This is a genomic window from uncultured Arenimonas sp. (assembly GCF_963976025.1).
In the GTDB taxonomy this organism is placed as follows: domain Bacteria; phylum Pseudomonadota; class Gammaproteobacteria; order Xanthomonadales; family Xanthomonadaceae; genus Arenimonas.
Genome location: NZ_CAXBJS010000022.1, coordinates 1 through 24,264, shown reverse-complemented (window position 1 = coordinate 24,264; position 24,264 = coordinate 1). Strand labels below are relative to the sequence as shown.

Here is a 24,264-nt window from a genome sequence, read left to right as displayed (position 1 = left end):
TTTGGCGGCTACGTCACGGTCACCCTCATCATCGACAACAAGCGCGTGGCCAACGAAGAACGGGCCCGGGAAATTGGCCGGCTGGTGCTGGAAGAGTATCCGCCGGCCCGCAAGAAGCAGGTCATCCTGATCACCTTCGTCCACGGCTACAACATGGTGATCGCCTCGAGCCACCAGTCGCAGACCTACCGGTTCAAACCCGAGGAACTTTAGCCAGCCCTGCGCTAGCATGGGCCGCCGCCACTGCCCGGAGCGCCCCATGAACCTCGGCAACTTTTCCCTCAGCCTCGCCGTCAAGGACATCAAGGCCTCGCGGGCCTTCTACGAAGCGCTTGGCTTCACCGCCTTCCATGACCAGATGCAGCACAACTGGCTGATCATGAAAAACGGCGACACCGTGATCGGCCTGTTCCAGGGCATGTTCGAGAAGAACATGCTTTGTTTCAATCCGGGCTGGGACAACAACGGCCAGCCGGTGGATCCGTTCACCGACGTGCGCGAAATCCAGCGCCAGCTCAAGGCCAAGGGCATCACGCCGGTGAAGGAAGTGGACGAATCCGGGACGGGCCCGGGATCCTTCATCGTCATCGATCCCGATGGCAATCCGGTGCTGCTGGACCAGCACCGCTAAGCGGCGCGGCTATACCGTGTCGGGCGCGGCGAACACCGCTGAAGCCCGCGCCAGCAGGCGCTGGATCGCCGCCGGGTCCTCGGTGCAATCCACCAGCGTCATCGGCCGTCCGACCATCAGCACCTGGGCCGCCAGTGTCTCGGGGCTGTCGGCGCCGACGCGCAGCAGGCTGTGCGTGTCGGACTCCGCTTCCAGGATGCCGAACCACAGCGGCATTTCTGCTTCGAGTTCGGCGACCGTGCCTTCCAGGCGCAGCGTCGCGCGGCAGCTGAAGGGGGAATAGGCGATGCCGCGTTCAAGGCGCTGCGCCACGTCGGCGGGCACGGCACGCGGCGCGAACGCTGCACCCACCTTCGGCGGTGCTTCGATGCGGTCCACGCGGAAGCTGCGCCAGTCCTCGCGCGACTTGTCCCAGGCCAGCAGGTACCAGCGGCGGCCGTAGTTGGCCAGCCGCAGCGGCTCGACCTCGCGCCGGCTCGCTTCGCCGGCGTGGTTGCGGTAGCCGAAGGAAAGTCTGCGGAGGTCACGGCAGGCCGTGGCCAGCGCCTGCAGCAGGTCGGCCTGCACCAGCGGCGGCGCGTTGCGCAGGGAAAGGGTGACGGCATGAAGGGCGCTGGACCGGCGGCGAAGGCGCGTCGGCATCATCTGGTCCAGCTTGCCCAGCAGCCGCAGCGAGGTGTCTTCGATGCCACCGACGAAGGCCGTGGCTGCGCGTAGTGCCAGCGCCAGGGCGACGGCTTCGTCGTCGTCGAGAACCAGCGGCGGCAGGTCGGCGCCGCGGCCCAGTGCGTAGCCGCCGCCGACGCCGGACGAGGCTTCCACCGGATAGCCGAGTTCGCGCAGGCGGTCGACGTCGCGGCGCACGGTGCGGGCATCCACGCCCAGTTCTTCGGACAGTGCCGCGCCGGACCAATGCCGCCGCGACTGCAGCAGGCTGGCCAGGCGCAGCAGGCGGGCGGAGGTCGATAACATGCCGGCAGCGTATCGAGGACAGTAACTGTCCGCAATTGGGGCTAAGGTTTTCCCATCCGCCCACCAAAGGAAACGCCATGACCACGCCTGCGCTCACCCTGTACCACAACCCCAAGTCCCGCTCGGCCGGCGCCCGCGTGCTGCTCGAAGCCCTGGGCGTGGATTACACGATCAAGCCGGTCGATTTCGCCGCCGGTGGCACGCGTACGCCGGAGTTCCTGGCGATCAACCCGATGGGCAAGCTGCCGACGCTTGTGCACGGCGACGCGGTGATCACCGAGCAGGTGGCCATCACCATCTACCTGGCCGACCGTTTCCCGGAAGCGGGCCTGGCACCGGCCCTCGACCACCCGCAGCGCGGCCCCTACCTGCGTTGGCTCGCCTTCTACGCGGGCTGCTTCGAACCCGCGCTGATGGACCACGCCTTCAAACGCGCGCCGATCGATCCTTCCACTTCGCCGTACCGGGACTACGACACCGTCATCGACACCCTGGTGGCCCAGCTCTCGCGCGGTGACTACCTGCTGGGCGACACGCTGACCGCCGCCGACCTGCTGTGGGGCACGGCCCTGAAGTGGACCACCAGCTTCGGCATCGTGCCCAGGCTGCCGGTGGTCATGGCCTATATCGACCGCGTCTGCGCGCACCCGGCCTGCGTGCGCGCGGCGGAGCTCGACGATAAGCTGGCGGCCCAGATGGCGCCGCCGGAGCAGGCATGACCGAACCCAGGACCGTCCCGCTGGCCGCGCCCCCGGCCATGGACGACGAAGAACGGCTGGCGCGGGCACGCGCCTTCGCCCAGCTGCTTGCGCAGCGCCGCACGGTCCGCGACTTCGCGCCCACGCCGGTGCCGCGCGAGGTCATCGAAGCCTGCCTGCAGGCCGCCGGCACCGCGCCCAGCGGTGCCAACCAGCAGCCCTGGTCCTTCGTCGCGGTGTCGGACCCGGCGCTGAAGCAGAAAATCCGCCTCGCCGCCGAAGCCGAGGAGCGCGAGTTCTACGAACGTCGCGCCCCGGAAGAATGGCTTGAAGCGTTGGCGCCGCTCGGTACCGACGACCACAAACCCTTCCTGGAAATCGCGCCCTGGCTGATCGCGGTTTTCTACGAACGCACCGGTCCCGAAGTGGACGGCCGCAAGGCCAAGCGTTATTACCCGCACGAATCCACCGGCATCGCCTGCGGCATGCTCATCGCCGCGCTGCACCAGGCCGGCCTGGCCACGCTGACCCACACGCCCAGCCCGATGGCCTTCCTCAACGAACTGCTCGAGCGCCCGCGCAACGAAGTGCCCTATTTGCTGCTGGTCGTCGGCCACCCCGCGCAGGGCTGCCAGGTGCCGGACATCCGCCGCAAGTCGCTGCCGGAATTCACCCATTTCCGCTGAAATCCACCCGGGGCGAATCGTCCCGAACACTGGCACACTTGCGCGGTCCCCGGTCCGGAGAGTGCCCGATGCGTCTGTTGCCCCTGTGCCTGCTGCTCCTGCTGTCCGCCTGCGCGTCGGTCCCCGAAGTCCCCAAGGTCGCCCAGCCCAGCGAACATACCGGCACCATCGACGGCGCCCCCTGGCGGCTGGACGTGCCCGAGAACTGGAACGGCGAACTCATCATCTATTTCCATGGGTACGCACCGCAGGAACAGCCCATTCCGGAAGTGATGGCGCGCAACGGCTACGAAGGCTGGATGCTTGAACGCGGATTCGCGGTGGCGCAGTCCGAGTACTCCGCGCGGGGTTGGTCCGTTGCCGAAGCGCTGGCAGACAGCGAGGCGATGCGCAGGCACGTGGTCGGCCTGCTCGGCGCGCCCACCCGCACCTGGGCCATGGGCCATTCGATGGGCAGCCATCTGGTGCTGGGTACGCTGGAAGAACACGGCGCCGCCTACGACGGCGGCCTGGCACTGTGCGGCGCCAACGCACCGGCACGAGAACTCTTCAACGACGGCTTGTTCTCGCCGCTGGTGGTGTTCGAACACCGCCACCCGGGCGTGCTGTCGCCGGGCGACCTGATGGATGCCGCGGCGCCGCGCTGGCCGGACGCCCAGGCCATCGAAGCAGCCCTGCAGTCCGACGAAGCCTTCGCGGCTGCATTGGGTAAAGCCTTCGGCATCCCGCGCCAGGGCATGGCCGGTGGCCTGATGCTTCGTTTCGCGGTGCTGCACGAACTGCGCGACCGCGCCGGCGGCGTGCCGGTGGACAACACCACGGTGCGCTATTCGGGATTTGCCGATGACGCGGCCCTTAATGCCGGCGTGCGTCGTTACGCCGGCGATGCCACCGCCATGGCCTACGCCGACGCCCGCCTGTCGCTGAGCGGCAAGACCCGCCGTCCCGTGGTGCTGCTGGCCAACGTGGTGGACGAGGTCATTCCCGCCGGTACGTCCTCGCGCTACCTGGAACTGGCACGCGCCGCGGGGCGCGGCGACCAGGTGGTCGAACTGCCCGCGGCCGGCACCGAAGGCCACTGCCGGTTCCCGCCCGGCGCCGAACAGCAGGGCCTGGACAAGCTCAGGTCCTGGGTCCTGGAAGACCGTTAGTCACGTTTTTTACTCCCGCTCGTTGATTCCAACACCTGCCCAACGAGCACACCCATGAGCCCCGACATCCTCAATACCCTGATCGAACGTGACCTGCCTGCCGCCCAGGGCGGCGACACCGTGGCCTACGGCCGCCTGGTGGCGGCCACCCAGCGCATGGTGGCCAGCGTGGCGCTGGCGATCACCCGCGACCTGCAGGCCAGCGAAGACATCGCCCAGGAAACCTTCCTCACCGCCTGGCAGCGCCGTGGCCAGCTGGACAACCCGCAGAGCTTCCTGCCCTGGCTGCGCCAGGTCGCGCGCAACCGCGCCATCGACCACGTGCGTGCGCGTCGTTACCGGGAGACGCCGGTGGATCCGCTCGAGCAGCTGTCCGAAGTCGCCGCCGAGCCGGGCCACGGTCCTGCGGACTCGCACGAGCGCTCCGAGCAGGCGCGCCAGCTCGCCGAGGCCCTGGACGAGATCCCGGAAACCAGTCGCGATGTGCTGCTGCTGTACTACCGCGAAGGCGAGCGCAGTGCCGACGTCGCCGCCTTGCTGGGCATCAGCGACGCCGCCGTGCGCAAGCGGCTCCAGCGCGGCCGGGATGCGCTTCGCGAGCAACTGCTCAAGCGTCTGTCGGACGTTGCCCGGGAAAGTGCCCCCGGCGTGGCCTTCACCGTGGCCGTGGGCGTCGGCCTGGCCGGCTCGGGCAGCGCCGGTGCTGCCGTCACCACCGGTGCCGCGGCCAAGGCGGCCGGCTGGAGCGTCAAGGCCGTCCTGGGCGCCCTGGCTGCTTCGGTCACGCTGGTGGTCGGCGCGGTCTGGCTGGAAGTGCGCCTGCACCTGCGCCGGGCCCGCAGCGACGCCGAGCGCCGGTCGCTGGTGCACAACGGGGTTGTTTACGCCGCCCTGATGGCCACTTACATGGTGGTCCTGTCCTGGGCCAACTACGCCAACTGGTCGGCGACGCAGTTCATCCTGGCGGCGGTTGCCTTTTCGGCGGCGATCTTCCTGCTTACCTACGAACGGGTCCGCTCGCGCCGTCGTCATCGCGGACAGTGAGCCTGCGCAGGTGTCCCGGGCCGGGGTGATGCCCCCGGCCTTTGACCCACGTCAAGGCGGCCCGAAGACCCCGGTGTAGGGTTGGCCCCGTACCGTCGGGCCATCCGCCCGGGTGGGGGACCGCGGGCATGAGGCATTTCCTCGACACGCAGGACTTCGATCAAAGCGAGCTGCTGTCGCTGATGACGCTCATCGGCCTGCTCAAGCGCGCCGACAAACTGGGCGCCCTGCCACCGCTGCTGGCCGGGGCCTCGCTGGGCATGATCTTCGAGGAGCCGTCCACGCGCACCCGCGTTTCCTTCGAAGTGGCCATGACCAAACTTGGCGGCCACGCGCTTTACCTCAAGCCCGGCGAAATCCACCTGGGCCAGCGCGAAAACATCAAGGACACCTCGCAGGTCATCAGCCGCATGGTCGACGCCATCGAGGCGCGAACCCTGCGTCACCAGACCCTGCTCGACCTGGCCGCGAACGCCACCGTGCCGGTCATCAACGGCCTGACCGACTACAACCACCCGACCCAGGTCGTGTGCGACGTCTTCACCATGCTCGAGCACAAGCTGCCGGACAAGGAACTGACGGACCTGCGCGTGGTCTTCATCGGCGACGCCACCAACGTCTGCGCCTCGCTGCTGATGATGTGCACCCGCATGGGCATGCACTTCACCCACGTGGCACCGCCGCGTTACCAGGCGCCGGAAGCCTGGCAGGCGATCGGCCGGAAGAACTGCCTGCTCTCCGGCGGCAGCCTGACGATCAGCGAAGACCCGGTCGCGGCCGTGCGCGAGGCCGATTTCATCTACACCGACCTGTGGTGGTGGGTGGGCCAGGAAGCGGAAATACCCGAGCGACGCGCCGCGTTCATGCCGCGCTACCAGGTCAATGCAGCGCTGTTCGACGCCGCGCCGGCGCACGCGAAGATGATGCACTGCCTGCCGGCCAGCCGCGGTGTCGAGGCCACGGACGAGGTGCTCGACCATCCGCGTTCGATCATCTACGACCAGTCGGAAAACCGCCTGCACGCCGAGAAGGCGATCCTGGTGAAGTTCATTTATCCCCGCTTGCGCAAGGCGCCGTCCTCGCTCAAGCAGTGGCACGCCGGCCAGATCCTTTCGTTCCTAAACGACCGCACGCTCAATCCCACGCCCTGAGCCCAACGGCTCCGACTGGAGTACGTCATGAGTACCGACCTTCCCAACGTCGCGGCGACCGCGCCGCCCGCCCGCTCCGGACGCGGGTTCAAGCGCGTGCTCGGTTTGCTGGACATGACGCTGTTCACCGTCTGCGCGATCCTGGTCATCGACACCCTGGCGGCCTCGGCGGCCATCGGACCGTCGGCGATGACCTGGTGGGTGATCACCCTGGTGCTGTTCTTCATTCCCTACGCGCTGATGACGGCCGAACTGGGTGCCGCCTATCCGCACCAGGGTGGCATCCAGGGCTGGATCCGCAAGGCCTACGGCGACCGCTGGGCGGCGCGCGCGACCTGGTGCTACTGGATCAACGTGGCCCTCTGGATGCCCTCGGTGTACATCCTTTTCGTGGGCATGTTCGCGCAGATGTTCTGGCCGGAAATGGGCCTGGCCGCGCGGATCGGGCTGGCCATCGTGCTGTCGTGGCTGACGGTGGGCTTTGGCATCCTCAGCCTGGAAGTCAGCAAGTGGATCCCGAACCTGGGCGCCTTCATCAAGGCGGCCATCATGCTGCTGATCGGCGGCGGCGGCATCTATTACGTCATCGGCCACGGCACCGCCAACGAATTCAGCGTGGCAACGCTGACGCCCCAGCTGGGCGCCAGCCTCGCCTTCCTTCCGGTCATCGTCTACAACTACCTCGGTTTCGAACTGATGTCGGGCGCGGGCGAGGAAATGAAGGACCCGGCGCGGGACGTGCCGCGCGCGGTGATGACCGCGGGCATCGCGATCGCCCTGTTCTACCTGCTGGCGACCTTCGGCATCCTGGCGGTGTTGCCGCAGGAGGAAATCGGCCTGGTCGAAGGCCTGCTCGACACCGCGGCAAGGATCTTCGGTGACTCCGCCGCCGGCACCGCGCTGGTCACCGCCATCGGCATCGGCGCGCTCTACACCTTCTTCGCCAACATGGTCACCTGGTCCCTGGGCGCCAACCGCAGCGCGCAGGCCGCGGCCGACGACGGTGAGCTGCCGGCGATGCTCGGCGTCGTCCACCCGCGGCACAAGACGCCGGTCGGTGCCTTCATCGCCATGGGCGTGGTCGGCACCGCGGTCATCCTGGCCTACGGCGTGCTGGCCCAGACCACCGAAGACCTGTTCTGGAGCCTGTTCGCCTTCAGCTCCATCGTCTTCCTGCTGCCCTACCTGCTGCTGTTCCCGACCTTCGTGCGGCTGCGCCGCATGGACCCCGCAACGCCGCGGCCTTACCGCATGTCCGGGCCCATGGCCTGGCTGGTGATTCTGGCGGCGGTGTGCGTGCTGTTCATCCTCCAGGCGATCGTCTTCTTCGTGTGGGTGCCCGGCGAACCGATGGACTGGGCGGCCGCCGGCCCGATCATCGCGGGTGTCGCCGCAACGCTGCTGGTCGGTGAGGTGCTGATAGGACGCCAGGCACGCGCACAGAAGGCGCCTGCATGAGCCGGACGCTGCCGGGCACGCCCGCGGCCGACGGATTCCGCATGCCGTGTGAATTCGAGCCGCACCAGGGCACCTGGATGTTGTGGCCCGAGCGCCCCGACAACTGGCGCTGGGGCGCGAAGCCGGCACAGGCGGCCTTCGTCGAAGTCGCGCGCGCCATCAGTGCCTTCGAACGGGTGACGATGTGCGTTTCGCCGGCCCAGTTCAGCAATGCCCGGCACATGCTGCCCGAAGCGGTGCGCGTGGTGGAGATGAGCAGCAACGACGCCTGGGTCCGCGACTGCGGGCCCACCTTCGTGGTGAACGAGCAGGGCGAGGTCCGCGGCGTGGACTGGAAGTTCAATGCCTGGGGTGGGACGGAAAGTGGCCTGTATTTTCCCTGGGACCAGGACGATCTGGTTGGCCACAAGATCCTGGAGATCGAAGACGTGCCTCGTTACGCCGCCCCGATCGTGCTCGAGGGTGGCTCGATCGAAGTCGATGGCGAAGGCACCCTGCTCACCACCCGCGAATGTCTGCTCAACCACGACCGCACCCCGGATCTTTCCCCGGAGGCGCTTGAGTCGCAGCTGGCCGACTACCTGGGCATCCGCAGCATCATCTGGCTCGAGCGCGGCGTCTACAACGACGAGACCGAAGGCCACGTCGACAACCTGGCGCGGTTCGCGCGCCCCGGCGTGGTGCTGCTGGACTGGACCGACGACCGCGACGATCCGCAGTACCCGATCAGCCTCGACGCCCACGAACGCCTGTGCAGCGCCACCGACGCCCGGGGACGCAAGCTCGAGGTGGTGAAGCTGCCGCAGCCCGGTCCGCTGTTCATGACCGCCGACGAGGCGTTGGGCGTGGACGTTGTCGAAGGCACGCAGCCGCGCACGGCCGGCCTGCGGCTGGCGGCCTCGTACGTGAACTTCTACTGCTGCAACGGCGCCGTGATCATGCCGCTGCTCGACGAGCGCACCGATGCACAGGCGGCGGCCATCCTGGGCCGGGTTTTTCCCGAACACCGCATCGTCGGCGTGCCGGCGCGCGAGATCCTGCTCGGCGGCGGCGACATCCACTGCATCACCCAGCAGCAGCCGCTGGCGCGGCAGCGCTGAGCCGGGTCCGGCTCACCACCACGCCAGGCCAGGCTCGCCGGGCTCGCCGTCGGGCACGATCCAGGTGCCGGCCGTACCGGCCAGGATTGCTTCGAGTTCGTTGATCGAGCCGATCGCGGCCCGCCGGCCCGCTTTCGCCATGGCCACCGCGGCGGCGATCTTCGGTGCCATCGACCCGGCGGCGAATTGCAGCTTCGCCAGACCCGATGGCGTGGCCTCTTTCAGCGACCGCTGCTGCGGCGTGCCAAAGTCCGTCATCACGGCATCGACGTCGGTCAGCATGACCAGCGCATCGGCCTGCAGGTCGTGCGCGAGCAGGGCGCTTGCCGCGTCCTTGTCGATGACCGCTTCGATACCGCGCAGCTGGCCGTCGGCCCCAAGCACGACCGGGATGCCGCCGCCGCCGGCGCAGATGACCGTCACCTGCGCCTGCGCCAGCTTGCGGATCGCCGCAAGGGCCAGGATGCGGCGCGGCCGGGGCGAGGCGACGACACGACGCCAGTGGGCGCCGTCGGGCGCGACCGTCCAGCCGTGTTCCTGCGCGAGCGCACGGGCTTCGTCCTGCGGGTAGACCGGGCCGATGGGCTTCTCCGGTGACGAAAAGGCCGGGTCGTCGGCCGCCACTTCCACCTGCGTCAGCAGCGTCGCCACGTCGCGGCCGGGCAGCCGGTTGATCAGCTCCTGCTCAAGCACGTAGCCGATCATGCCCTCGCTTTCGGCACCAAGGACGTCCAGCGGGAAGGCGGGGCGCTTCGGGTCGGCCATTGCCTGCAGGGCCAGCAGGCCCACCTGCGGGCCGTTGCCATGGGTCAGCACGACCCGGTGGCGTTCAATGACCGGCGCCAGGCTGGCGGCGGCCGCGGCGATGTTGGCGCGCTGCAGCCGTGGGTCCGGCGCCTGGCCGCGCTTGAGCAACGCATTGCCGCCCAGCGCGACGACAAGGCTCATGCCGCCGTGGGCATCGTGCGGCGTCGGGCGGGTCGGTGGGGCGGCGTCCGTCATGGCCGGATGCTAGCGCAGCGTCGGCCGCGCGGGGAATCCGGCGACACCCTGCCTACGTGGACTTGAGCCACTGCCTCGGCGACACGCCACACACGGAAGCGAAAGCACGCGACAGGGCTGCCGCGCTGCCGTAGCCGACCTGCTGGGCGATGCGGTCGAGTTTGTCGCCGCGGCGCAGGGCGTCCTGGGCCAGGGTGATGCGGTAACTGGCCAGGTAGGCCGAAGGCGGCATGCCCACGCGGTCGGCGAATACTTCGGCGAAGCGGCTGCGCGACATGCCGGCGACGGCGGCCAGGGATTCCAGGGTCCACGGCGAGGCCGGCGCCTCGTGCATCGCCGCCAGTGCCTTTGCCAGCTGCGGGTGGCCCAGGCCGGCCAGTGGCCCGCTCTGCACCAGGCCGCTGTCGAGCAGATGCCGAAGCAGCAACACCAGCACCGCGTCGAACAAACGATCCACCAGGACCTGCCGGCCGCAGCGCTGGGCGAAGGCCTCGTCGAACAGCAGGTCGAGCAGCGGCAATGCGCCGGGCAACACCGACAGCGGCAGCAGCACGAAGGCGGGCAGCGCGCGGGTGATCGGGTTGGCCGCGCCGCCGCCGAAGTCGAGGTTGGCGCAGGCCATGTCGGCGCCGGTGCTGGCATCGGTGATGAAGCGGTGCGGCAGCGGGCGCGGATAGAACAGCAGGCTCGGTTCCTGCACCAGGTGTTCTTCGCCCGCATGGCGCACCGTCAGCGGACCGCGGCGCACCAGGTGCAGCTGGCCAAGCCCGTTGTCGTCGAAGTCGTTGATGCCGCACAGCGGGCCGCTGTGGAACATGCGCGCGCTGACGCTGAAGCGCTGCAGCAGGCCCTGCAGGCGGTCAACGGGCGCGGCGCTGCCATGCATGCCGGATCAGCCGCCCGCCAGCGCCCAGGCGCCGACCACGCGGCCGGCGTCGGCCAGCACGGCGTCGCGTTCGGGATGGGTACCGCCGGATTCGGCGATATACGCCGCCACCAGGATCGGCGCGCGGCCGCCGGGCGGCCACAGGATGCCGATGTCGTTGGAGTTGCCGGTGTTGTTGGTGCCGGTCTTGTCGCCGATGCGCCAGCCGGGCAGGCCGGCGCGCAGGCGCTTGTCGCCGGTCTGGTTGGCCAGCAACCAGTCGGTAAGCCGGGTGCGCGAAGCAGGCGAAAGCGCGTTGCCCAGCAGCAGCGTCTGCATCGTTGCCACCATCGCGGCCGGCGTGGTGGTGTCGCGCGGGTCGCCGGGCGTGGCTTCGTTGAGGGAGGGTTCGTTGCGGTCCAGGCGGGTCACCGCGTCGCCGACGCTGCGCAGCCAGTCGGTCAGGCCGCGCGGGCCACCGTGTTCGGTCAGCAGCAGGTTGGCGGCGGTGTTGTCGCTGAGGGTCATCGTCGCTTCGCAAAGTGTTTCGATGGCAAGCCCTTGTTTGCCGTCGTGCCTGTCGATGACCGGCGACCAGGAAATCACCTCGTCGGGCGTCCAGGTCAGGCGCCGGTCCAGGCGTTCCTTGCCGGCATCCACCGCGGCCAGCACCTGGGCGGCCAGCAGCAGCTTGAAGGTGCTGCACATCGCGAAACGTTCGCCGCCGCGGTGGGACAGCATCCGGCCATTGCCGGTATCGAGCGCGGTCACGCCCAGGCGGCCGCCGTGGCGGTCCTCCAGGGCCTGCAGCGCTTTCGCGGAATCCTCGGGCAAGCGGGCCCAGGCGCGGGTGAAGGGCAGCAGGGGCAGGGTGAGCAGGGCGCTTCTCAGCAGGGTGCGGCGGCTGGGCATTCCGGACGATCCGTAGTTAATCGGGGACGATTCGTGGCTTACACGCCGATCTTGCCCACGATCATGGCCTGGCGCAATTGGCGCGAACTTCCCAAGGAAACACCCATGTCCCGCATTCCCCTGCAAACCGCCGCCTCCGCCCCCGCCGCCAGCCAGGCCCTGCTGGGCCAGGTGCAGTCGGCCTTCGGTGCGACCCCGAACATGTTCAAGGCGGTGGCCAATTCGCCGGCCGCGCTGGCCTCGATGTGGGGCAGCTTCGGCGCCCTGGGCAAGGGCCAGCTGCCGGCCCGGCTCACCGAGAAACTGGCCGTGGCTGTCGCCGACCGCAACCGCTGCGAATACTGCCTGGCTGCGCACACCCTGCTGGGCAAGAACGCCGGCGCCAGCGAAGCCGAAATGGCCGAGGCCCAGGCCGGCCGCAGCACCGACCCGGCCACCGCCGCCGCGCTGGCCTTCGCGCTGAAGGTGGTCGACCGCCGCGCCGACGTCGGCGACGCCGACATCGCCTCGCTGCGCGAAGTGGGTTTCGACGACGAAGCCATCGTCGAACTGCTGGCGCACGTGGCGCTGAACCTGTTCACCAACTACGTCAACATCGCCTTCGACGTGCCGGTTGACTTCCCGGCGGTGAAATTGCGCCAGGCGGCATGAAGCCGCGCCGGCAATCGTGATGCCAGCATTGCCGGCACCGGTAAGAGTTACCGGCAAGTGAAAAAACAACAGCCCCCGGGAAAACCGTGACCGTCTGCACCGTGTACGCGCCCGCGTTGGTACAGACTGGTTTCCCCGGAGGTTGTTGCCATGGCACACGTTCCCGTCCTGCTTATCGTCGACGACGACGTAGGGTTCGTGCGGGCCGCGGCCGAGATCGCAAAGGCGCTGGGCTTCGAAGTCGTCATCGCCGGCAGCCTGGGGCAGGCGCGCCTGCGGCTGCGCGAGCACGCTTTCGACGTGGCCCTGGTGGACCTGTCGCTGCCCGACGGCAGCGGCCTGGAGCTGCTTGAACACCTCGACCTCGGCGGCCGCACCCAGGTGATCCTGATCACCGGCCACCCCACGGTGGAGTCGGCGCTCAAGGCCATGCATCTGCCGATCGTGGACTACGTGGTCAAGCCGATGCAGGTGGCGACGTTCCGGCAGCTGCTGCAGACCGCATCGAGCCGGCAACCGGCCAGCGACCCGCCGCCCTGCGAACCCTGGCACGGCATCGCCGGTCCGTCGCCGGCGATGGACGCGCTGCGCCGGCAGGTGCGCCGCGTCGCGCCCACCGACGCCTCGGTGTTCATCGAAGGCGAAAGCGGCGTCGGCAAGGAGCTGGTGGCCGCCGCCATCCACGCCGAAAGTGCGCGCCCGGGTTCCTTCGTCGCCTTCAACTGCGGCGCGGTGCCCGCCGACCTGCTGACCAGCCAGCTGTTCGGGCACGAACGCGGCAGTTTCACCGGCGCCGCCGCGCGCCACGTGGGCCTGTTCGAGCAGGCACAGGGCGGCACCCTGTTCCTGGACGAAATCGGCGAGATGCCGGTGCACCTGCAGGTGCACCTGCTGCGCGCGCTGGAAACCCGGCACGTGCGCCGCGTCGGTGGCAACGAGGACATCGCCCTGGACGTGCGCATCGTCTCGGCCACCAACCGCCCCCATGGCGAAGCCATCGCCGCCGGCCGCCTGCGCGAGGATCTTTATTACCGCCTGGCCGAGTTCCCGATGGAGGTGCCGCCGCTGCGCGAACGGCCGATGGACATCCTGCCGATCGCGCAGCTGCTGCTCGAACGCCTGAACCGACGCTGCGGCACCCGGCGCGTGCTGACCCGCGAAGGCGCCGAACGCCTGCAGCGCTACCGCTGGCCGGGCAACGTGCGCGAGCTCAAGAACATCATCCAGCGTGCCTACATCCTGGCCGAGGGCGACCTGATCACGCCCGGCCTGCCGGTCGAGGACATGGGCCCGTCGGCGGAAACCGCCAGCTCCATCACCTTCGTGGTCGGCACGCCCCTGCACGAGATCGAGCGGCGCATGCTGTTCAAGACCCTGGCGTATTTCGACAACAACAAGGCCAAGGCGGCGCAGGTCCTGGGCATCGCCACCAAGACGCTCTACAACCGCCTTAACAGCTACCAGGCCGAACCTGCGGCTGCGCCTTCGCTCGACGACTCGGGCGAAACCGATGCCCTGGAGGACAGCGATGGAGAACGCGCCTGAACTGGCCCGTCTGTTCCCGCCGGCCGTGCGCACCTGGCTGGTGGCGCGCGGCTGCGAGGACGCGCGCTGGGTGCCGGCCGACGCGCGTCCGCCGCCGCCGGTGGGCGCGGTCTGCCAGGACTTCGCGGTGGATTTCAGCGCCAGCCCGATGCGCTGGCTGGTGCTGCGTCTGCAGTTCAGCGGCCCGACCGGCCTGTCGCCCGAGGAGGCGCAGCAGCTCGCCGGCTACCTGGCCAGCCTCTCGCCCTTCCTTGCCGCGTCGAGTCCGGACACGCACGATCCCTGGCTGACGCTCTCGCGCGAGACCCTGATCGTGGTCGAGCACCAGCTGCGCAACCACCTCAATTCCCTGCTGATGAATGCCGGCGTGCTCAGCCTGCACGCCGGCATCAACGGCCGCGACCCGGTGCTCGAGCAAATGGAATCGGACGGCCAGCGCTGCCTGGACATGGTCCAGCAGCTGCTGCATCCACCCGGTTAGTGGCTGTGCCGGCGCCGGTCGAGCTGCAGCGGCCGGGCATCGAAACGCTGCAGCCGCACGAAGTCGGGGTGCCGCGGATTCGCCAGAAGGTTGAACTCGCCCGGGCAGGCCGGGCTGGGTACCTGCAGCAGCACCGATTCAAGCTGGTTCGCCCAATGGCAGACGTCGCGACGCTGCCGCGCCAGGGCCAGCGGGCTGGCGTCGCCGGCGTTGGCATCCAGCACGCGCAGCAGGTGTGGCGCGAAGGCCAATCTCACCAGCAGGCGCGGTTCTTCCTCGGCGAAGCCGTACAGCGCCAGTGCGTCGAGCACGGCCAGCGCCGGGCTGGCGGCGAGTGAAAGCGCGGGCACGTCGGTCGGCAGCCAGCGTTCCTGGCCGCGCGTGCGCCACTGGTCGGGCGACTGACGCGCCATCGATTCGCGCAGCACCACGAAACCCGGCACCAGCTCCAGGCCCAGGCGCGGTGACGACGGTTCCTCGTCCTGCGAGTCGAACGCGCTTTCGAGATCGCGCGGCAGCGCTTCGTCGCCGCTCAGGTAGGCCCAGGCGGCCATGATCAGGCGCCGTGCCAGTGGCCACTCCAGGCGCGAAAGCGGCGCCAGGTCGGCCCATTGCAGTTCCAGCTCCCATTCCACGCTGGGGTCGAACGTGCCGCCGTAGGCGGCGTGCGAAAGGCAGGCCAGCGCATAGGCAGGCGCCGCGTCCTCCCAGGAGACCTCTTCGCCAAGCTGTCCGTGGTGCCAGTTGGCGAAGGCCGGGAATCCGGCAGGCAAGTGGGTCATGCCCTGCAGCGGCAGGAACTTGGCGACGAAGTCGGATTCAACCGACAGCACGTCCTTCATCGCGCGCGAAAGCCCGTCGTGGCCGGGGGGAACGGCCACGGGGGAAGGGGAGTCGGGCAACAGTTCCTGGCTAAGCATTGTTTTCTCCGGGAGGACGTGGGGCCTTCCCAGAAGCACTGCACGATCCTTGCCAGCCGCAAGTGCCTGTTTTTGCGCGGCCCGCGAACACGCAGGCCGGTAAAACCTGCAACCGACGTGACACAACGACAGGCTGCCGGACCCCGGTACCGCCGACATCCGCCTCACGTCGGTGCGCGGTAGAGTGGGGTTTGCTGCCACGACACTCAGGGGAAACCGATGCGCTGGATGATTCCGACGGCCTTGGCCGTGCTTTTCGTGGCCGCTTCGCCGGCCCGGGCCCAGGACGAACGCTTCAGCGTGATCGCCGGCGAAACCCGCGTCGGCCATCTGGTGGCCAGCACCTCGGCCAACCGCGTCGAAATCGACTTCGACTACAAGAACAATGGCCGCGGGCCCACGCTGGCCGAGTCGCTGGAGTTCGGCGCCGCGGGTCTGCCGGTTGCCTGGACGGTCTCCGGCAGCACCACCTTCGGCAGCAAGGTGGACGAACGGTTCGAATGGGCTGCCGACAAGGCCACCTGGCGCGACTCCACCGGGCCGGGCGAAGCCGCCACCGACCTGCCGAAGCTCTACATCAGCCAGTCCGCCAGCCCCTGGGCCCTGGGCCTGTACGCGCGGCTGCTGCTGGCCGACGGCGACCGGACCCTGCCAACCCTGCCCGCCGGGCAGGTGAGCCTGGCCGCCGGCGACACCCTCTTGGTCGGCGAAGGCGACACGCGCATCGACGTGCGCACCTACACGCTGTCGGGCCTGGACCTCAATCCCGACTACGTGCTGCTCGATGCGCGCAACCAGCTGTTCGCCTATGCCTCGCCGGGGCTGGTGGTGGTGCGAGAGGGTTACGAAAGCGAAGCGCCGCGCCTGCGCAAACTGGCCGCCGACCTGGGCGCCGCGCGCCTGGAGAGCATCCAGCGCGAGACCGCGAAGACGTTCGACGGCCCGCTGCGCTTCCGCAACGTGCGCCTGTTCGACCCGACGGCGCGGGCACTTACCGAACCGGTCAGCGTGGTCGTGCATGCCGGCCAGATCGCCGGCGTGCAGCCGGTGGACGCGCCGGTGACGCCGGGCGAAACCGTGGTCGAAGGCGAGGGCGGCACCCTGGTGCCGGGCCTGTACGAAATGCATTCGCACACCAGCCAGGACGGCGCCATCCTCAACCTGGCCGCCGGCATCACCAGCGTGCGCGACATGGGCAACGACCAGGACCGGCTGGCGGCGCTTATCAGGCGCATCGAAGCCGGCGAGATCGCCGGCCCGCGCGTGCACCGCAGCGGCTTCATCGAAGGCCGCAGCCCCTTCAGTTCCAACAACGGCCGGCTGGTGGAAAGCGAGGCCGATGCCCTGGACGCGGTGCGCTGGTACGCGGCGCGCGGTTTCCACCAGGTCAAGCTGTACAACTCGATGAAGCCGGAGTGGTCGGTGGCCGCCGCCGCCGAAGCGCATCGCCTCGGCCTGCGCGTATCGGGCCACGTGCCGGCCTTCAGCAACGCCGACGCGATGATCGAGGCCGGCTACGACGAGCTGACCCACATCAACCAGATCATGCTCGGCTGGGTGCTCGAGGACGGCGAAGACACCCGCACCCTTCTGCGACTCACCGCGCTCAAGCGCCTGGCCGGCCTGGACCTGGATTCGGCGCGCGTGCAGCGCACGCTGGACCTGATTGAAGAGAACGGCGTGGCCGTCGAGCCGACGATCGCCATCCACGAAAACCTGCTGCTCAACCAGGACGGGCAGGTGCCGCGTGGCCTGGCCGACGTGTTCGGCCACCTGCCCGTCGGTGCGCAACGCAACGCCCGCCGCGCCTGGGCCGACATGTCCGCACCCGGGGATGCCGAGGCCTACAGCCTGGCCTACGACACGCTGATGGACACGCTGCGGAAAATGCGCGAGCGCGGCGTGCTGCTGATCCCCGGCACCGACCTGGGTGGCTCCTACCACTTCCACCGCGAGCTGGAGCTGTTCACGCAGCTGGGCTATTCACCGGCCGAGGTGCTGAAGCTGGCGACGCTGGACATGGCGCGTTACCTCGGCGAAGACCAGCAGTCGGGCTCGATCGAGCGCGGCAAACGCGCCGACTTTTTCCTGGTGCCCGGCGATCCCACGGCCGACCTCAAGGCCATCAAGTCCATCCGCGCGGTGGTGAAGGACGGCGTGCTGTACCTGCCGTCCGAGATCCACCCGCACTTCGGCATCCGGCCGTTCACCGAGGCGCCCAGGCTGCTGCACCCGCACATCGACTAGGCCGGGCTGCGCCGGAAGATCGCGTACTGCGTCGGCGACCCCGCGTCGGCGTCGGCCGGGCCGATGCCGCCGGTCTGCACGCGGTAGCCGTTGCGCTTGGCCACGCCGGCCGCCCAGGCGCGGAAACGGTTGCGCGGCCATTCAAAGCGGTGCTCGGGGTCGCGTCGCTGGCCCTCGCGCAGGCCCAGCAGCGGGTTGTATTCGACGTTGGGCGTGGTCACCACCACCAGCGGCGGCCGGTAGTGGCCAAACACGCAGCGCTCGGCCTCGGACAGGCGCTGGGGGTCCAGGTGTTCAATGACCTCCACCAGGGTCACCGCGTCCGCGTCGCCGGCGCCGGGATGCGGCGTGAACACCTGGCCGTGCAGCAGCACCAGCCGCCCGGATGCCACGTGCGCGGCCAGTTCGCAACGCGCCACCGCCAGCGCCGATGCCGAAGCGTCGAGGCCGGTGACCTGGGTGAAGCCGGGCTCCTGCATCAGGCTCGCCAACAGTCGTCCGGCCCCGCAGCCCAGGTCCAGCACCCGCCGCGTGTTCGCATCCAGCAGCAGGCCGGTGACGAAGGCCAGGCGCTGGTCGTGCAGGCTGGGGTTTTCCATGGTCTGTGCGTCAGCGGCGGATGGCGGCCAGCGCCGCCTTCAACACGGGGTCATCCGGGCCTTCGACCACCGGCCGCGGCAGCGCCACGTCGGGTACGACGCCGCGCGGCGTGGCATCGCCGCCGGGGCGCAGGATGCGCGCCTTCGGGTAGCCGACCCGCAAGCCGGAATTTTCCAGCGTGAAATGTTCCATGGCGCCCAGCGTACTCGCCAGATCGGCGGTTTCCTCGCCCAGCACGCGGCCGAAGCCGTAGTCCTGCACGATCGCCGCAACGCTGACGGCATTGGAATAGCTGTGGCGGTTCACCAGCACGTGCACGCGGCCCTCGAAGCGCGGGCCCTCGCGCGGCGTCGTCAGTGGGATCTCGTAGCGCACCACGCTGCCCGGTGGCTGACCCTTGAACAGGGCCGCCATGTCCGCGCTGGCGCCGCCGCCGTCCTCGGGCAGGGCATCGAGCCGCGCCTGGTTGGAGGCCACGGTGGCGGCGCTCACCCGTATCTCGAAGGCCGGGCTGAAGCGGAAGGGTTCATCGGCGAACCAGGCCAGCACCAGGTCGGAGAAAGAATTGTCGCCGCCCGGATTGTCGCGCAGGTCCAGCAGCAGGTCGGTCGCACCCGCGGCAATGAAGTCCGCGAACGCCTGGTCGAGCCAGGCCCGGAAATGGCTGCGGTCCCATGGCGAGTCGGCTTCGGGGCGGATGTCGTAGAACGGGCCTGGGCGCAGATAGGCGATGCCATCGCCGAGCATGCGTGCCTCCCGGCCGGAAAGCTCGAGCGTCGCGGGAACACGGCCTGCGGCTTCGGCGGCCTCGATGTCCGCGCGCGTCTTCGCCGGCAGCCAGATCTTGCGGAAGGCACCATCGCCGTCGGCCAGCGTCAGGTGCACGCCATCCACTTCACCCAGCGCCAGCCAGGCCAGGAAGGGCAGCAGGCCTTCCATCTGTGCGTGCAGCAGGTAGGGATTGTCGGCCGATACCAGCCCGCCCACCCTGGACAGCCAGTCGAGCGCCGGCTGGTCGTCGACCGCCAGCACCTGATCGCCGGGCGCCACGCCCTCGGCGTCGGCCAGGTCCGACAGCACGTAAACCTTGTCGTCCTGCACCCGCAGCGAGAGCGCGATCGCCTTGCCGCCGCCTTCCCGGAACCGTGCCCAACGGTCGAAAGGCAGGTCGATGCGGGCGTGGGCCACCCGGCCAAAGGCCACGAAGCGCTGGAGTTCCAGCTGGGCGTCGTCGACGGGCAAGGGCTGGTCGAGTCGTGCCCGCAGACGGGCATGAAGGGCGTCGTAGCTGGCGCGGTCGCGGCGGGCATAGAGATCGTAGTGCGCCGCCTGCAGGGTGTCGTACAGCTGGTCCAGGTCCTGGCGCAGTTCCGCGGCGGTGAGCATTGCCGCCGCACCGGCAGCCGCGGGCGCCTCCTGGATTGGCGACGCACAGGCCGAAAGTGCCATCGCCGCGGCCAGCCAGGCGCCGGGAAGGGCGCGTCGAAGGAAAGATTTCATGGGCATCCTCGCCAAGTTACCGGCAACCCGCCGGCTTGCCGAGCCATGACACGCGGGGTGATGCTGGCCCACCATGGTTAAAACCTCCCGCTTTCCTGATTTATTCCTCCCGGTTACCTGATGCCCGAAGAATCAAACACTTGGCCGAACTCCGTGCGTATCGGCCCCTGGCTTGCCGACCGCGCCACCGGCGAACTTTCGGGTCCCGCGGGTCGCCTGCGGCTGGAGCCGAAGGTGATGGACCTGCTGTGCGCGCTCGCCGCGCGCCGGGGCCAGGTGGTTTCGCGCGAAGACCTGATGCAGGCCCTGTGGCCGGACGTCGTGGTCGGTGACGACAGCCTGGCGCGCACCGTGTCCAAGCTCCGGCAGGCCCTGGGTGACGACGCTCGGTCGCCGACCTACCTGGAGACCATCGCCAAGCGGGGTTACCGGCTCATCGCCGACGATGGCGCCGAAAGCACCGCGCCGACGGGCCGGCCCGCGCTGCCCCCGGCGGCGGCCTGGCTGGCGCTGGTCGCGGCGCTGGCTGTGGTCGCCGTCAGCGTGGCCTTCGTGGTGCTGCGCGATGATCCGCCGCCGGCGGAGCCGGTCGCGACCGCGTCCCCGGCCGCCGGCAGCCGCCAATTGCTTTCCCGTGCCGACGACTATTACTTCCGCTACTCCCGCGCCGACAACGAGGCGGCGCTGGAGCTCTACCAGCGCGTGCTGGGCCTGGATCCGGACAACCCCGACGCCATGGCCGGCCTGGCCAACGCCCTGGCCCAGCGGGCGATCCGCTGGCCAACGGCGCCGGCGCCGGGGGCGGTGGAATTCACGCGCCTGGGTGATGCCCTGGCGGCCGGGCACATGTCTTCCGAACCAAATCGAAGCCAACTCGTGCGTGCACGACAGCTCGCGGAAGCCGCCGTGGCACGCGCGCCGGCGTCTTCGGCAGCGCACAAGGCGCTGGGCCTGGTCGCCAGCGCGCAGGGGGAACTCGACGTCGGGCTTGCCGCGCATCGCCGCGCCGTCGAACTCGATCCGGCGGCCTGGGGCGCGATGATCAACATCGCCGATGTCCTCGAACTGTTGGGGCGCCACGATGAAGCCTTGCCCTGGTTTGAGCGCGCCTTTGAAACGATGGCCGGCGACTACGAAGCCAATCCGGCGAAAGTCGGCGCCTGGCACGCGTCGCTCGGGGTACTTGTCGCCAACCGGCATCGCGCCCGCGGAGATGCCGGTACCGCCGAGGCCTGGTACCGGCGCGTGCTCGCCATGTCACCGCTGCAGCCCGAGGCTACGCGCGGCCTGGCCGGCGTCCTTGCAGAAGGTGGCGACGCTGCGGCCGCCGACCGCCTTTGCAGCGAACTTGAGCAGCGGCTGGGTCCGGACGGTGACTGCCCATGACCGCGATCCCTTCCATCGCCTGGCATCACGGCTACGCAGCACTGCCCACGCAATTCTGGCAGGACGCGCCGCCGACCCCGGTCGCCGCGCCGCGTCTGTTGGCCTGGAACACGGCGCTGGCCAGCCAGCTGGGCCTTGACCCGGTCCTTGAAGCGGCGGCCGACCGCCTGTTCTCCGGCAATGAACTGCCCGACGGCGCACGGCCCATCGCGCTGGCCTACGCCGGCCACCAGTTCGGCCATTTCGTGCCGCAGCTGGGCGATGGCCGCGCGACCCTGCTGGGCGAAGTGCTCGCGCCCGACGGCCAGCGTTACGACATCCAGTTGAAAGGCTCCGGGCCGACGCCGTTTTCGCGGCGCGGGGACGGCCGCGCGGCCATCGGCCCGGTGCTGCGCGAGTACCTGGTCAGCGAAGCCATGGCCGCGCTGAGCGTGCCGACCACGCGCGCGCTGGCGGCGGTGGCCACAGGCGAACACGTGCTGCGCGACGAAGTCCTGCCCGGCGCGGTGCTCACGCGCGTGGCGGCCAGCCACGTGCGCGTCGGCAGCTTCCAGTTTTTCGCTGCACGCGGTGACGACCAGGCCGTGCGCACGCTGGCCGACCACGTCATTGCCCGCCACTACCCGGAACTCGCGGACGCCGACGACCGTTATCTCGCGCTGCTGCGCGCCGTGGCTGGCCGGCAGGCGACGCTGGTGGCGGCATGGCTGCAGGTGGGTTTCATCCACGGCGTGATGAATACCGACAACATGGCGGTCTCGGGCGAAACCATCGATTACGGCCCCTGCGCCTTCCTCGACGCCTACGACCCGGCCAAGGTCTTCAGCTCGATCGATCGCCACGGGCGCTACGCCTATACCAACCAGCCGCCGATCGCGCAGTGGAACCTGGCGCGCCTGGCCGAGTGCCTGCTGCCGCACTTCCAGCGCCAGGGCGACGAAGGCGTGGCCGATGCGCGCGAGGCCATCGAGGCCTTCGCGGGCCAGTTCGGCGATGCCTGGCTGGCCGGCTTCCGGCGCAAGCTCGGCCTGGCCACGGAAGACGCCGGTGACGAGGCGCTGGTGCGCGATTTCCTTTCCGCGATTGAAGCGGTGCAGGCGGACTTCACGCTTTCCTTCCGCGCGCTGGCGGTGGCGGCCGGCGACCCGGGTTTCGACGAACTGCCGCCCCTGCCAAAAACACCGGCCATGGACGCCTGGCTGGAACGCTGGCGCGCGCGCTGCGGCAACGAGGGCGGCAGCGATGAACTCGCGCAGCGCCTGAAGGCGGCCAACCCGGCCGTCATCCCGCGCAACCACCGCGTCGAGGCCGCGCTGTCGGCGGCCGCGGCGGGCGACCTGGCGCCATTCAATGGATTGCTCGAGGCGGTGCGCCGGCCTTACGACGACGCCCCGGCGCAGCGCGGCTTCATGGCCGCGCCGGCCGCGGGCGAACAGGTGCTGCAGACCTTCTGCGGCACCTGAAGTCGCTTAGCGGACGATCAGCACCGGCACGGTGCTGTGCGACAGCACCTTGGCGGCGACCGAACCCAGCAGCGCGCTGGCCAGGGCGGTGCGCCCGTGCGAGCCCATCACCACCAGGTCGAACTTGCCGGCCTTGGCGGCCTTGACGATGGCCGGGCCGGCGTCGTCGACGACCTGCTTTTCGCTGAAGGCCAGCTTGGCGCGCTTGAGCGCGGTGCGTGCGGCCTTCATCGCGTAGTCGTGGTTTTCCTGGTGGTACTTGCGCGTGCCTTCGGTGCCCAGTTCGGCGGCGACGCGGCGCATCAGCGGCACGTCGGCGTGCATCAGCACCAGGGTCGGGGCCTCGGTCATGGCCTTGGCCAGGTCGATGGCGGATTTAACGGCCAGGGCGGCGGCCTTGCTGCCGTCGATGGCGATCAGGATCTTCATGGCGGGCAACTCCTTGCGGGACTGTCTTCAATACTACGCCGCCTTGACGCGCGCCGCCGCCTTCCGGCGTAGGCTGGTCCGGGCCGCGAAGGGCGGCCGCCCAGGGGAAGGCCATGTCCGCTCCAGTCTTGTTCTCCCGGTCCTGCCGGGCCGTGTTCACCGGCTTTTTAGCGCTGGCCCTGCTGGCGCCGGCCCAGGCCAGCCAGCCCGACCCGCGCGTGCGCGAACTGATCGCCCAGCTCGACCTGCGCCAGGCCGACACGCCCTCGCGCGAACACCCGCGCTGGCAGTCGCCGCGCCACGTGGTGGTGTTCCGCGCCAGCGCGGACCGGCTGGCCACGCTGCGCGAACTGGTGCCCAAGGCCCGCATCGAAGCGGCCTCGGACGATGCCGCGCAGCGCCGCCGCCAGCTGGCCCGCGCCGACGTGGTGATCGGCGGCTGCAGCGCCGCCAACTTCGCCGACGCGCCGTCGCTGCGCTGGTACCAGGCGATGTCGGTGGGCGTCGAAAACTGCGTTGCCGTGCCCGGCCTGGCCGACCGCGGCCTGGTGCTGACCAACATGCAGCGCACCAGCTCGCCGCCGATCGCCGAACACGCCATCGCCATGACCATGGCGCTGGCCAGGGGCCTGCCCACCTACGGCCGCGCCCAGCAGGCGGGTCAATGGGAGCGCGGCGCGTTTGGCAACGCCCGCGAACTCGGCGGCCGCACCTTGCTGGTGGTGGGCCTGGGCGGCATCGGCACCGAAGTCGCCCGCCGCGCCGACGGCCTGGGCATGCGCGTCATCGCCACCCGCAACAGCGGTCGCCTGGGCCCGGACTTCGTCGCCAAGGTCGGTCTGCCCGACGAACTGCTGGCCCTGGCCGCCGAAGCCGACGTGGTGGTGAACGCCGCGCCGCTGACGCCGGCCACCACCGACCTGTTCGACGCCGAATTCTTCAACACGATGAAACCCGGCGGCTATTTCATCAACATCGCCCGCGGCCGCAGCGTGGTGCAGGACGACCTGATTGCCGCGCTGCGCAGTGGCCAGCTGGGCGGCGCCGGCCTCGACGTCACCGACCCCGAGCCGCTGCCGGCCGGGCACCCGCTGTGGGCCATGCCCAACGTGATCATCACCCCGCACGTGGCCGGCAACTCCGACCGCGACGACGAGCGCTTCTGGCTGCTGATCAACGAAAACCTACGTCGTTATGTCGCCGGTGAAGCGCTGCTCAACGTCGTGGACATCGAGCGCGGCTACTGAGCCGCGGCAGCGCGCTCCCGCCGGCCCAGCACCGTCACCAGCAGGGCCGGCAGGAAGCACAGCGTCACCACCGCCGAAAACGCCAGGCCAAACAGCACGATCGCGCCCAGACCGCGGTAGAGCTC

The 24,264-nt window shown here is 69.6% G+C and carries 24 protein-coding genes; 16 read left to right on the top strand and 8 right to left on the bottom strand.

Translation table 11 applies throughout. The annotated features are described in order from the left end of the window. Window positions 1–213: hypothetical protein (locus AACZ35_RS03010; RefSeq protein WP_339825927.1), on the top strand; the 213-nt coding region annotated here is incomplete at its 5' end. Between the two features lie 46 nt (window positions 214–259). After that, on the top strand, window positions 260–631 hold the full coding sequence (locus AACZ35_RS03005; protein ID WP_339825924.1) for a VOC family protein: 372 nt from the start codon (window positions 260–262) through the stop codon (window positions 629–631). A 9-nt stretch (window positions 632–640) separates the two neighbouring features. On the opposite strand, the gene AACZ35_RS03000 is transcribed toward AACZ35_RS03005, so the two are convergent. After that, window positions 641–1,603 carry a WYL domain-containing protein gene (locus AACZ35_RS03000; protein WP_339825921.1) on the bottom strand — a complete coding sequence of 321 codons (963 nt, stop codon included), beginning with the start codon at window positions 1,601–1,603 and terminating at the stop codon, window positions 641–643. 77 nt (window positions 1,604–1,680) lie between these two features. Here AACZ35_RS03000 and AACZ35_RS02995 point away from each other — a divergent pair, with 77 nt between their 5' ends. The 7 genes from AACZ35_RS02995 (at window position 1,681) to aguA (ending at window position 8,891) form a co-directional block, all read left to right on the top strand. Beyond that, window positions 1,681–2,322: a glutathione S-transferase family protein gene (locus tag AACZ35_RS02995; RefSeq protein WP_339825919.1), complete on the top strand. Its 642-nt coding sequence runs from the start codon at window positions 1,681–1,683 to the stop codon at window positions 2,320–2,322. Further along, window positions 2,319–2,987, top strand: a complete 669-nt coding sequence (locus tag AACZ35_RS02990; protein WP_339825916.1) for a nitroreductase family protein — start codon at window positions 2,319–2,321, stop codon at window positions 2,985–2,987. The genes AACZ35_RS02995 and AACZ35_RS02990 overlap by 4 nt, the downstream gene beginning before the upstream one ends. A 68-nt stretch (window positions 2,988–3,055) precedes the next feature. After that, window positions 3,056–4,138 (top strand): hypothetical protein, encoded by a 1,083-nt coding sequence (locus AACZ35_RS02985; RefSeq protein WP_339825913.1) that lies wholly within the window; start codon window positions 3,056–3,058, stop codon window positions 4,136–4,138. A gap of 54 nt (window positions 4,139–4,192) precedes the next feature. Continuing rightward, the gene (locus AACZ35_RS02980; RefSeq protein WP_339825910.1) at window positions 4,193–5,182 is read left to right on the top strand and encodes a sigma-70 family RNA polymerase sigma factor; all 990 of its coding nucleotides are present in this window, start codon (window positions 4,193–4,195) and stop codon (window positions 5,180–5,182) included. Between the two features lie 128 nt (window positions 5,183–5,310). Next, window positions 5,311–6,333, top strand: coding sequence for a putrescine carbamoyltransferase (gene ptcA, locus AACZ35_RS02975; RefSeq protein WP_339825907.1), 1,023 nt, complete (start codon window positions 5,311–5,313; stop codon window positions 6,331–6,333). 27 nt (window positions 6,334–6,360) lie between these two features. Further along, the gene (locus tag AACZ35_RS02970) at window positions 6,361–7,791 is read left to right on the top strand and encodes an APC family permease (RefSeq protein ID WP_339825903.1); all 1,431 of its coding nucleotides are present in this window, start codon (window positions 6,361–6,363) and stop codon (window positions 7,789–7,791) included. Further along, a complete protein-coding gene (gene aguA / locus AACZ35_RS02965; protein WP_339825900.1) occupies window positions 7,788–8,891 on the top strand; it encodes an agmatine deiminase in 1,104 nt (367 codons plus the stop codon). Before AACZ35_RS02970 ends, aguA begins: the two co-directional genes overlap by 4 nt. A gap of 12 nt (window positions 8,892–8,903) precedes the next feature. Here aguA and AACZ35_RS02960 read toward each other — a convergent pair whose 3' ends face one another. The 3 genes from AACZ35_RS02960 to bla are packed head-to-tail and all read right to left on the bottom strand — an operon-like array spanning window position 8,904 to window position 11,670. Next, the gene (locus AACZ35_RS02960) at window positions 8,904–9,893 is read right to left on the bottom strand and encodes a carbamate kinase (RefSeq protein WP_343230732.1); all 990 of its coding nucleotides are present in this window, start codon (window positions 9,891–9,893) and stop codon (window positions 8,904–8,906) included. A 52-nt stretch (window positions 9,894–9,945) separates the two neighbouring features. Next, the gene (locus AACZ35_RS02955; RefSeq protein ID WP_339825897.1) at window positions 9,946–10,779 is read right to left on the bottom strand and encodes an AraC family transcriptional regulator; all 834 of its coding nucleotides are present in this window, start codon (window positions 10,777–10,779) and stop codon (window positions 9,946–9,948) included. A gap of 6 nt (window positions 10,780–10,785) precedes the next feature. Further along, window positions 10,786–11,670, bottom strand: coding sequence for a class A beta-lactamase (gene bla, locus AACZ35_RS02950; RefSeq protein ID WP_339825895.1), 885 nt, complete (start codon window positions 11,668–11,670; stop codon window positions 10,786–10,788). A 105-nt stretch (window positions 11,671–11,775) separates the two neighbouring features. Between bla and AACZ35_RS02945 the strand changes: the two genes are divergently transcribed. The 3 genes from AACZ35_RS02945 to AACZ35_RS02935 all read left to right on the top strand — a co-directional run bounded on the left by AACZ35_RS02945 (window position 11,776) and on the right by AACZ35_RS02935 (window position 14,347). After that, window positions 11,776–12,321, top strand: a complete 546-nt coding sequence (locus AACZ35_RS02945) for a carboxymuconolactone decarboxylase family protein (protein ID WP_339825893.1) — start codon at window positions 11,776–11,778, stop codon at window positions 12,319–12,321. A 150-nt stretch (window positions 12,322–12,471) separates the two neighbouring features. Next, window positions 12,472–13,866, top strand: a complete 1,395-nt coding sequence (locus tag AACZ35_RS02940; protein ID WP_339825890.1) for a sigma-54 dependent transcriptional regulator — start codon at window positions 12,472–12,474, stop codon at window positions 13,864–13,866. Beyond that, window positions 13,850–14,347: a hypothetical protein gene (locus AACZ35_RS02935; RefSeq protein WP_339825888.1), complete on the top strand. Its 498-nt coding sequence runs from the start codon at window positions 13,850–13,852 to the stop codon at window positions 14,345–14,347. The genes AACZ35_RS02940 and AACZ35_RS02935 overlap by 17 nt, the downstream gene beginning before the upstream one ends. On the opposite strand, the gene AACZ35_RS02930 is transcribed toward AACZ35_RS02935, so the two are convergent. Further along, entirely contained in the window at window positions 14,344–15,228 is an 885-nt protein-coding gene (locus tag AACZ35_RS02930; protein ID WP_339825886.1) for an RES domain-containing protein, read from the bottom strand. The two genes, AACZ35_RS02935 and AACZ35_RS02930, sit on opposite strands and share 4 nt — an antisense overlap. A gap of 258 nt (window positions 15,229–15,486) precedes the next feature. Between AACZ35_RS02930 and AACZ35_RS02925 the strand changes: the two genes are divergently transcribed. Beyond that, the gene (locus AACZ35_RS02925; RefSeq protein ID WP_339825885.1) at window positions 15,487–17,514 is read left to right on the top strand and encodes an amidohydrolase family protein; all 2,028 of its coding nucleotides are present in this window, start codon (window positions 15,487–15,489) and stop codon (window positions 17,512–17,514) included. Here the strand turns inward: AACZ35_RS02925 and AACZ35_RS02920 are convergent. Continuing rightward, complete coding sequence (locus AACZ35_RS02920; protein ID WP_339825883.1) at window positions 17,511–18,113, bottom strand: methyltransferase domain-containing protein; 603 nt, start codon at window positions 18,111–18,113, stop codon at window positions 17,511–17,513. The two genes, AACZ35_RS02925 and AACZ35_RS02920, sit on opposite strands and share 4 nt — an antisense overlap. A 10-nt stretch (window positions 18,114–18,123) precedes the next feature. Further along, entirely contained in the window at window positions 18,124–19,614 is a 1,491-nt protein-coding gene (locus AACZ35_RS02915) for a S41 family peptidase (RefSeq protein WP_339825880.1), read from the bottom strand. 153 nt (window positions 19,615–19,767) lie between these two features. Between AACZ35_RS02915 and AACZ35_RS02910 the strand changes: the two genes are divergently transcribed. Together AACZ35_RS02910 and AACZ35_RS02905 are read left to right on the top strand one after the other, a co-directional pair. Next, the gene (locus AACZ35_RS02910) at window positions 19,768–21,000 is read left to right on the top strand and encodes a winged helix-turn-helix domain-containing protein (RefSeq protein ID WP_339825878.1); all 1,233 of its coding nucleotides are present in this window, start codon (window positions 19,768–19,770) and stop codon (window positions 20,998–21,000) included. Continuing rightward, entirely contained in the window at window positions 20,997–22,463 is a 1,467-nt protein-coding gene (locus tag AACZ35_RS02905) for a YdiU family protein (RefSeq protein WP_339825875.1), read from the top strand. Before AACZ35_RS02910 ends, AACZ35_RS02905 begins: the two co-directional genes overlap by 4 nt. Before the next feature lie 6 nt (window positions 22,464–22,469). On the opposite strand, the gene AACZ35_RS02900 is transcribed toward AACZ35_RS02905, so the two are convergent. Then, window positions 22,470–22,892 carry a universal stress protein gene (locus AACZ35_RS02900; protein WP_339825873.1) on the bottom strand — a complete coding sequence of 141 codons (423 nt, stop codon included), beginning with the start codon at window positions 22,890–22,892 and terminating at the stop codon, window positions 22,470–22,472. Between the two features lie 113 nt (window positions 22,893–23,005). Here AACZ35_RS02900 and AACZ35_RS02895 point away from each other — a divergent pair, with 113 nt between their 5' ends. After that, window positions 23,006–24,139, top strand: coding sequence for a D-2-hydroxyacid dehydrogenase (locus AACZ35_RS02895; protein WP_339825871.1), 1,134 nt, complete (start codon window positions 23,006–23,008; stop codon window positions 24,137–24,139). Window positions 24,140–24,264: the final 125 nt, after the last annotated feature.

What these genes read in the sequence shown, in the direction of transcription:
- AACZ35_RS03005 (WP_339825924.1), top strand. Translation starts at nt 260, where the DNA reads ATGAACCTCGGCAACTTTTCCCTCAGCCTCGCCGTCAAGGACATCAAG.
- AACZ35_RS03000 (WP_339825921.1), bottom strand. Translation starts at nt 1,603, where the DNA reads ATGTTATCGACCTCCGCCCGCCTGCTGCGCCTGGCCAGCCTGCTGCAG.
- AACZ35_RS02995 (WP_339825919.1), top strand. Translation starts at nt 1,681, where the DNA reads ATGACCACGCCTGCGCTCACCCTGTACCACAACCCCAAGTCCCGCTCG.
- AACZ35_RS02990 (WP_339825916.1), top strand. Translation starts at nt 2,319, where the DNA reads ATGACCGAACCCAGGACCGTCCCGCTGGCCGCGCCCCCGGCCATGGAC.
- AACZ35_RS02985 (WP_339825913.1), top strand. Translation starts at nt 3,056, where the DNA reads ATGCGTCTGTTGCCCCTGTGCCTGCTGCTCCTGCTGTCCGCCTGCGCG.
- AACZ35_RS02980 (WP_339825910.1), top strand. Translation starts at nt 4,193, where the DNA reads ATGAGCCCCGACATCCTCAATACCCTGATCGAACGTGACCTGCCTGCC.
- ptcA (WP_339825907.1), top strand. Translation starts at nt 5,311, where the DNA reads ATGAGGCATTTCCTCGACACGCAGGACTTCGATCAAAGCGAGCTGCTG.
- AACZ35_RS02970 (WP_339825903.1), top strand. Translation starts at nt 6,361, where the DNA reads ATGAGTACCGACCTTCCCAACGTCGCGGCGACCGCGCCGCCCGCCCGC.
- aguA (WP_339825900.1), top strand. Translation starts at nt 7,788, where the DNA reads ATGAGCCGGACGCTGCCGGGCACGCCCGCGGCCGACGGATTCCGCATG.
- AACZ35_RS02960 (WP_343230732.1), bottom strand. Translation starts at nt 9,893, where the DNA reads ATGACGGACGCCGCCCCACCGACCCGCCCGACGCCGCACGATGCCCAC.
- AACZ35_RS02955 (WP_339825897.1), bottom strand. Translation starts at nt 10,779, where the DNA reads ATGCATGGCAGCGCCGCGCCCGTTGACCGCCTGCAGGGCCTGCTGCAG.
- bla (WP_339825895.1), bottom strand. Translation starts at nt 11,670, where the DNA reads ATGCCCAGCCGCCGCACCCTGCTGAGAAGCGCCCTGCTCACCCTGCCC.
- AACZ35_RS02945 (WP_339825893.1), top strand. Translation starts at nt 11,776, where the DNA reads ATGTCCCGCATTCCCCTGCAAACCGCCGCCTCCGCCCCCGCCGCCAGC.
- AACZ35_RS02940 (WP_339825890.1), top strand. Translation starts at nt 12,472, where the DNA reads ATGGCACACGTTCCCGTCCTGCTTATCGTCGACGACGACGTAGGGTTC.
- AACZ35_RS02935 (WP_339825888.1), top strand. Translation starts at nt 13,850, where the DNA reads ATGGAGAACGCGCCTGAACTGGCCCGTCTGTTCCCGCCGGCCGTGCGC.
- AACZ35_RS02925 (WP_339825885.1), top strand. Translation starts at nt 15,487, where the DNA reads ATGCGCTGGATGATTCCGACGGCCTTGGCCGTGCTTTTCGTGGCCGCT.
- AACZ35_RS02920 (WP_339825883.1), bottom strand. Translation starts at nt 18,113, where the DNA reads ATGGAAAACCCCAGCCTGCACGACCAGCGCCTGGCCTTCGTCACCGGC.
- AACZ35_RS02915 (WP_339825880.1), bottom strand. Translation starts at nt 19,614, where the DNA reads ATGAAATCTTTCCTTCGACGCGCCCTTCCCGGCGCCTGGCTGGCCGCG.
- AACZ35_RS02905 (WP_339825875.1), top strand. Translation starts at nt 20,997, where the DNA reads ATGACCGCGATCCCTTCCATCGCCTGGCATCACGGCTACGCAGCACTG.
- AACZ35_RS02900 (WP_339825873.1), bottom strand. Translation starts at nt 22,892, where the DNA reads ATGAAGATCCTGATCGCCATCGACGGCAGCAAGGCCGCCGCCCTGGCC.
- AACZ35_RS02895 (WP_339825871.1), top strand. Translation starts at nt 23,006, where the DNA reads ATGTCCGCTCCAGTCTTGTTCTCCCGGTCCTGCCGGGCCGTGTTCACC.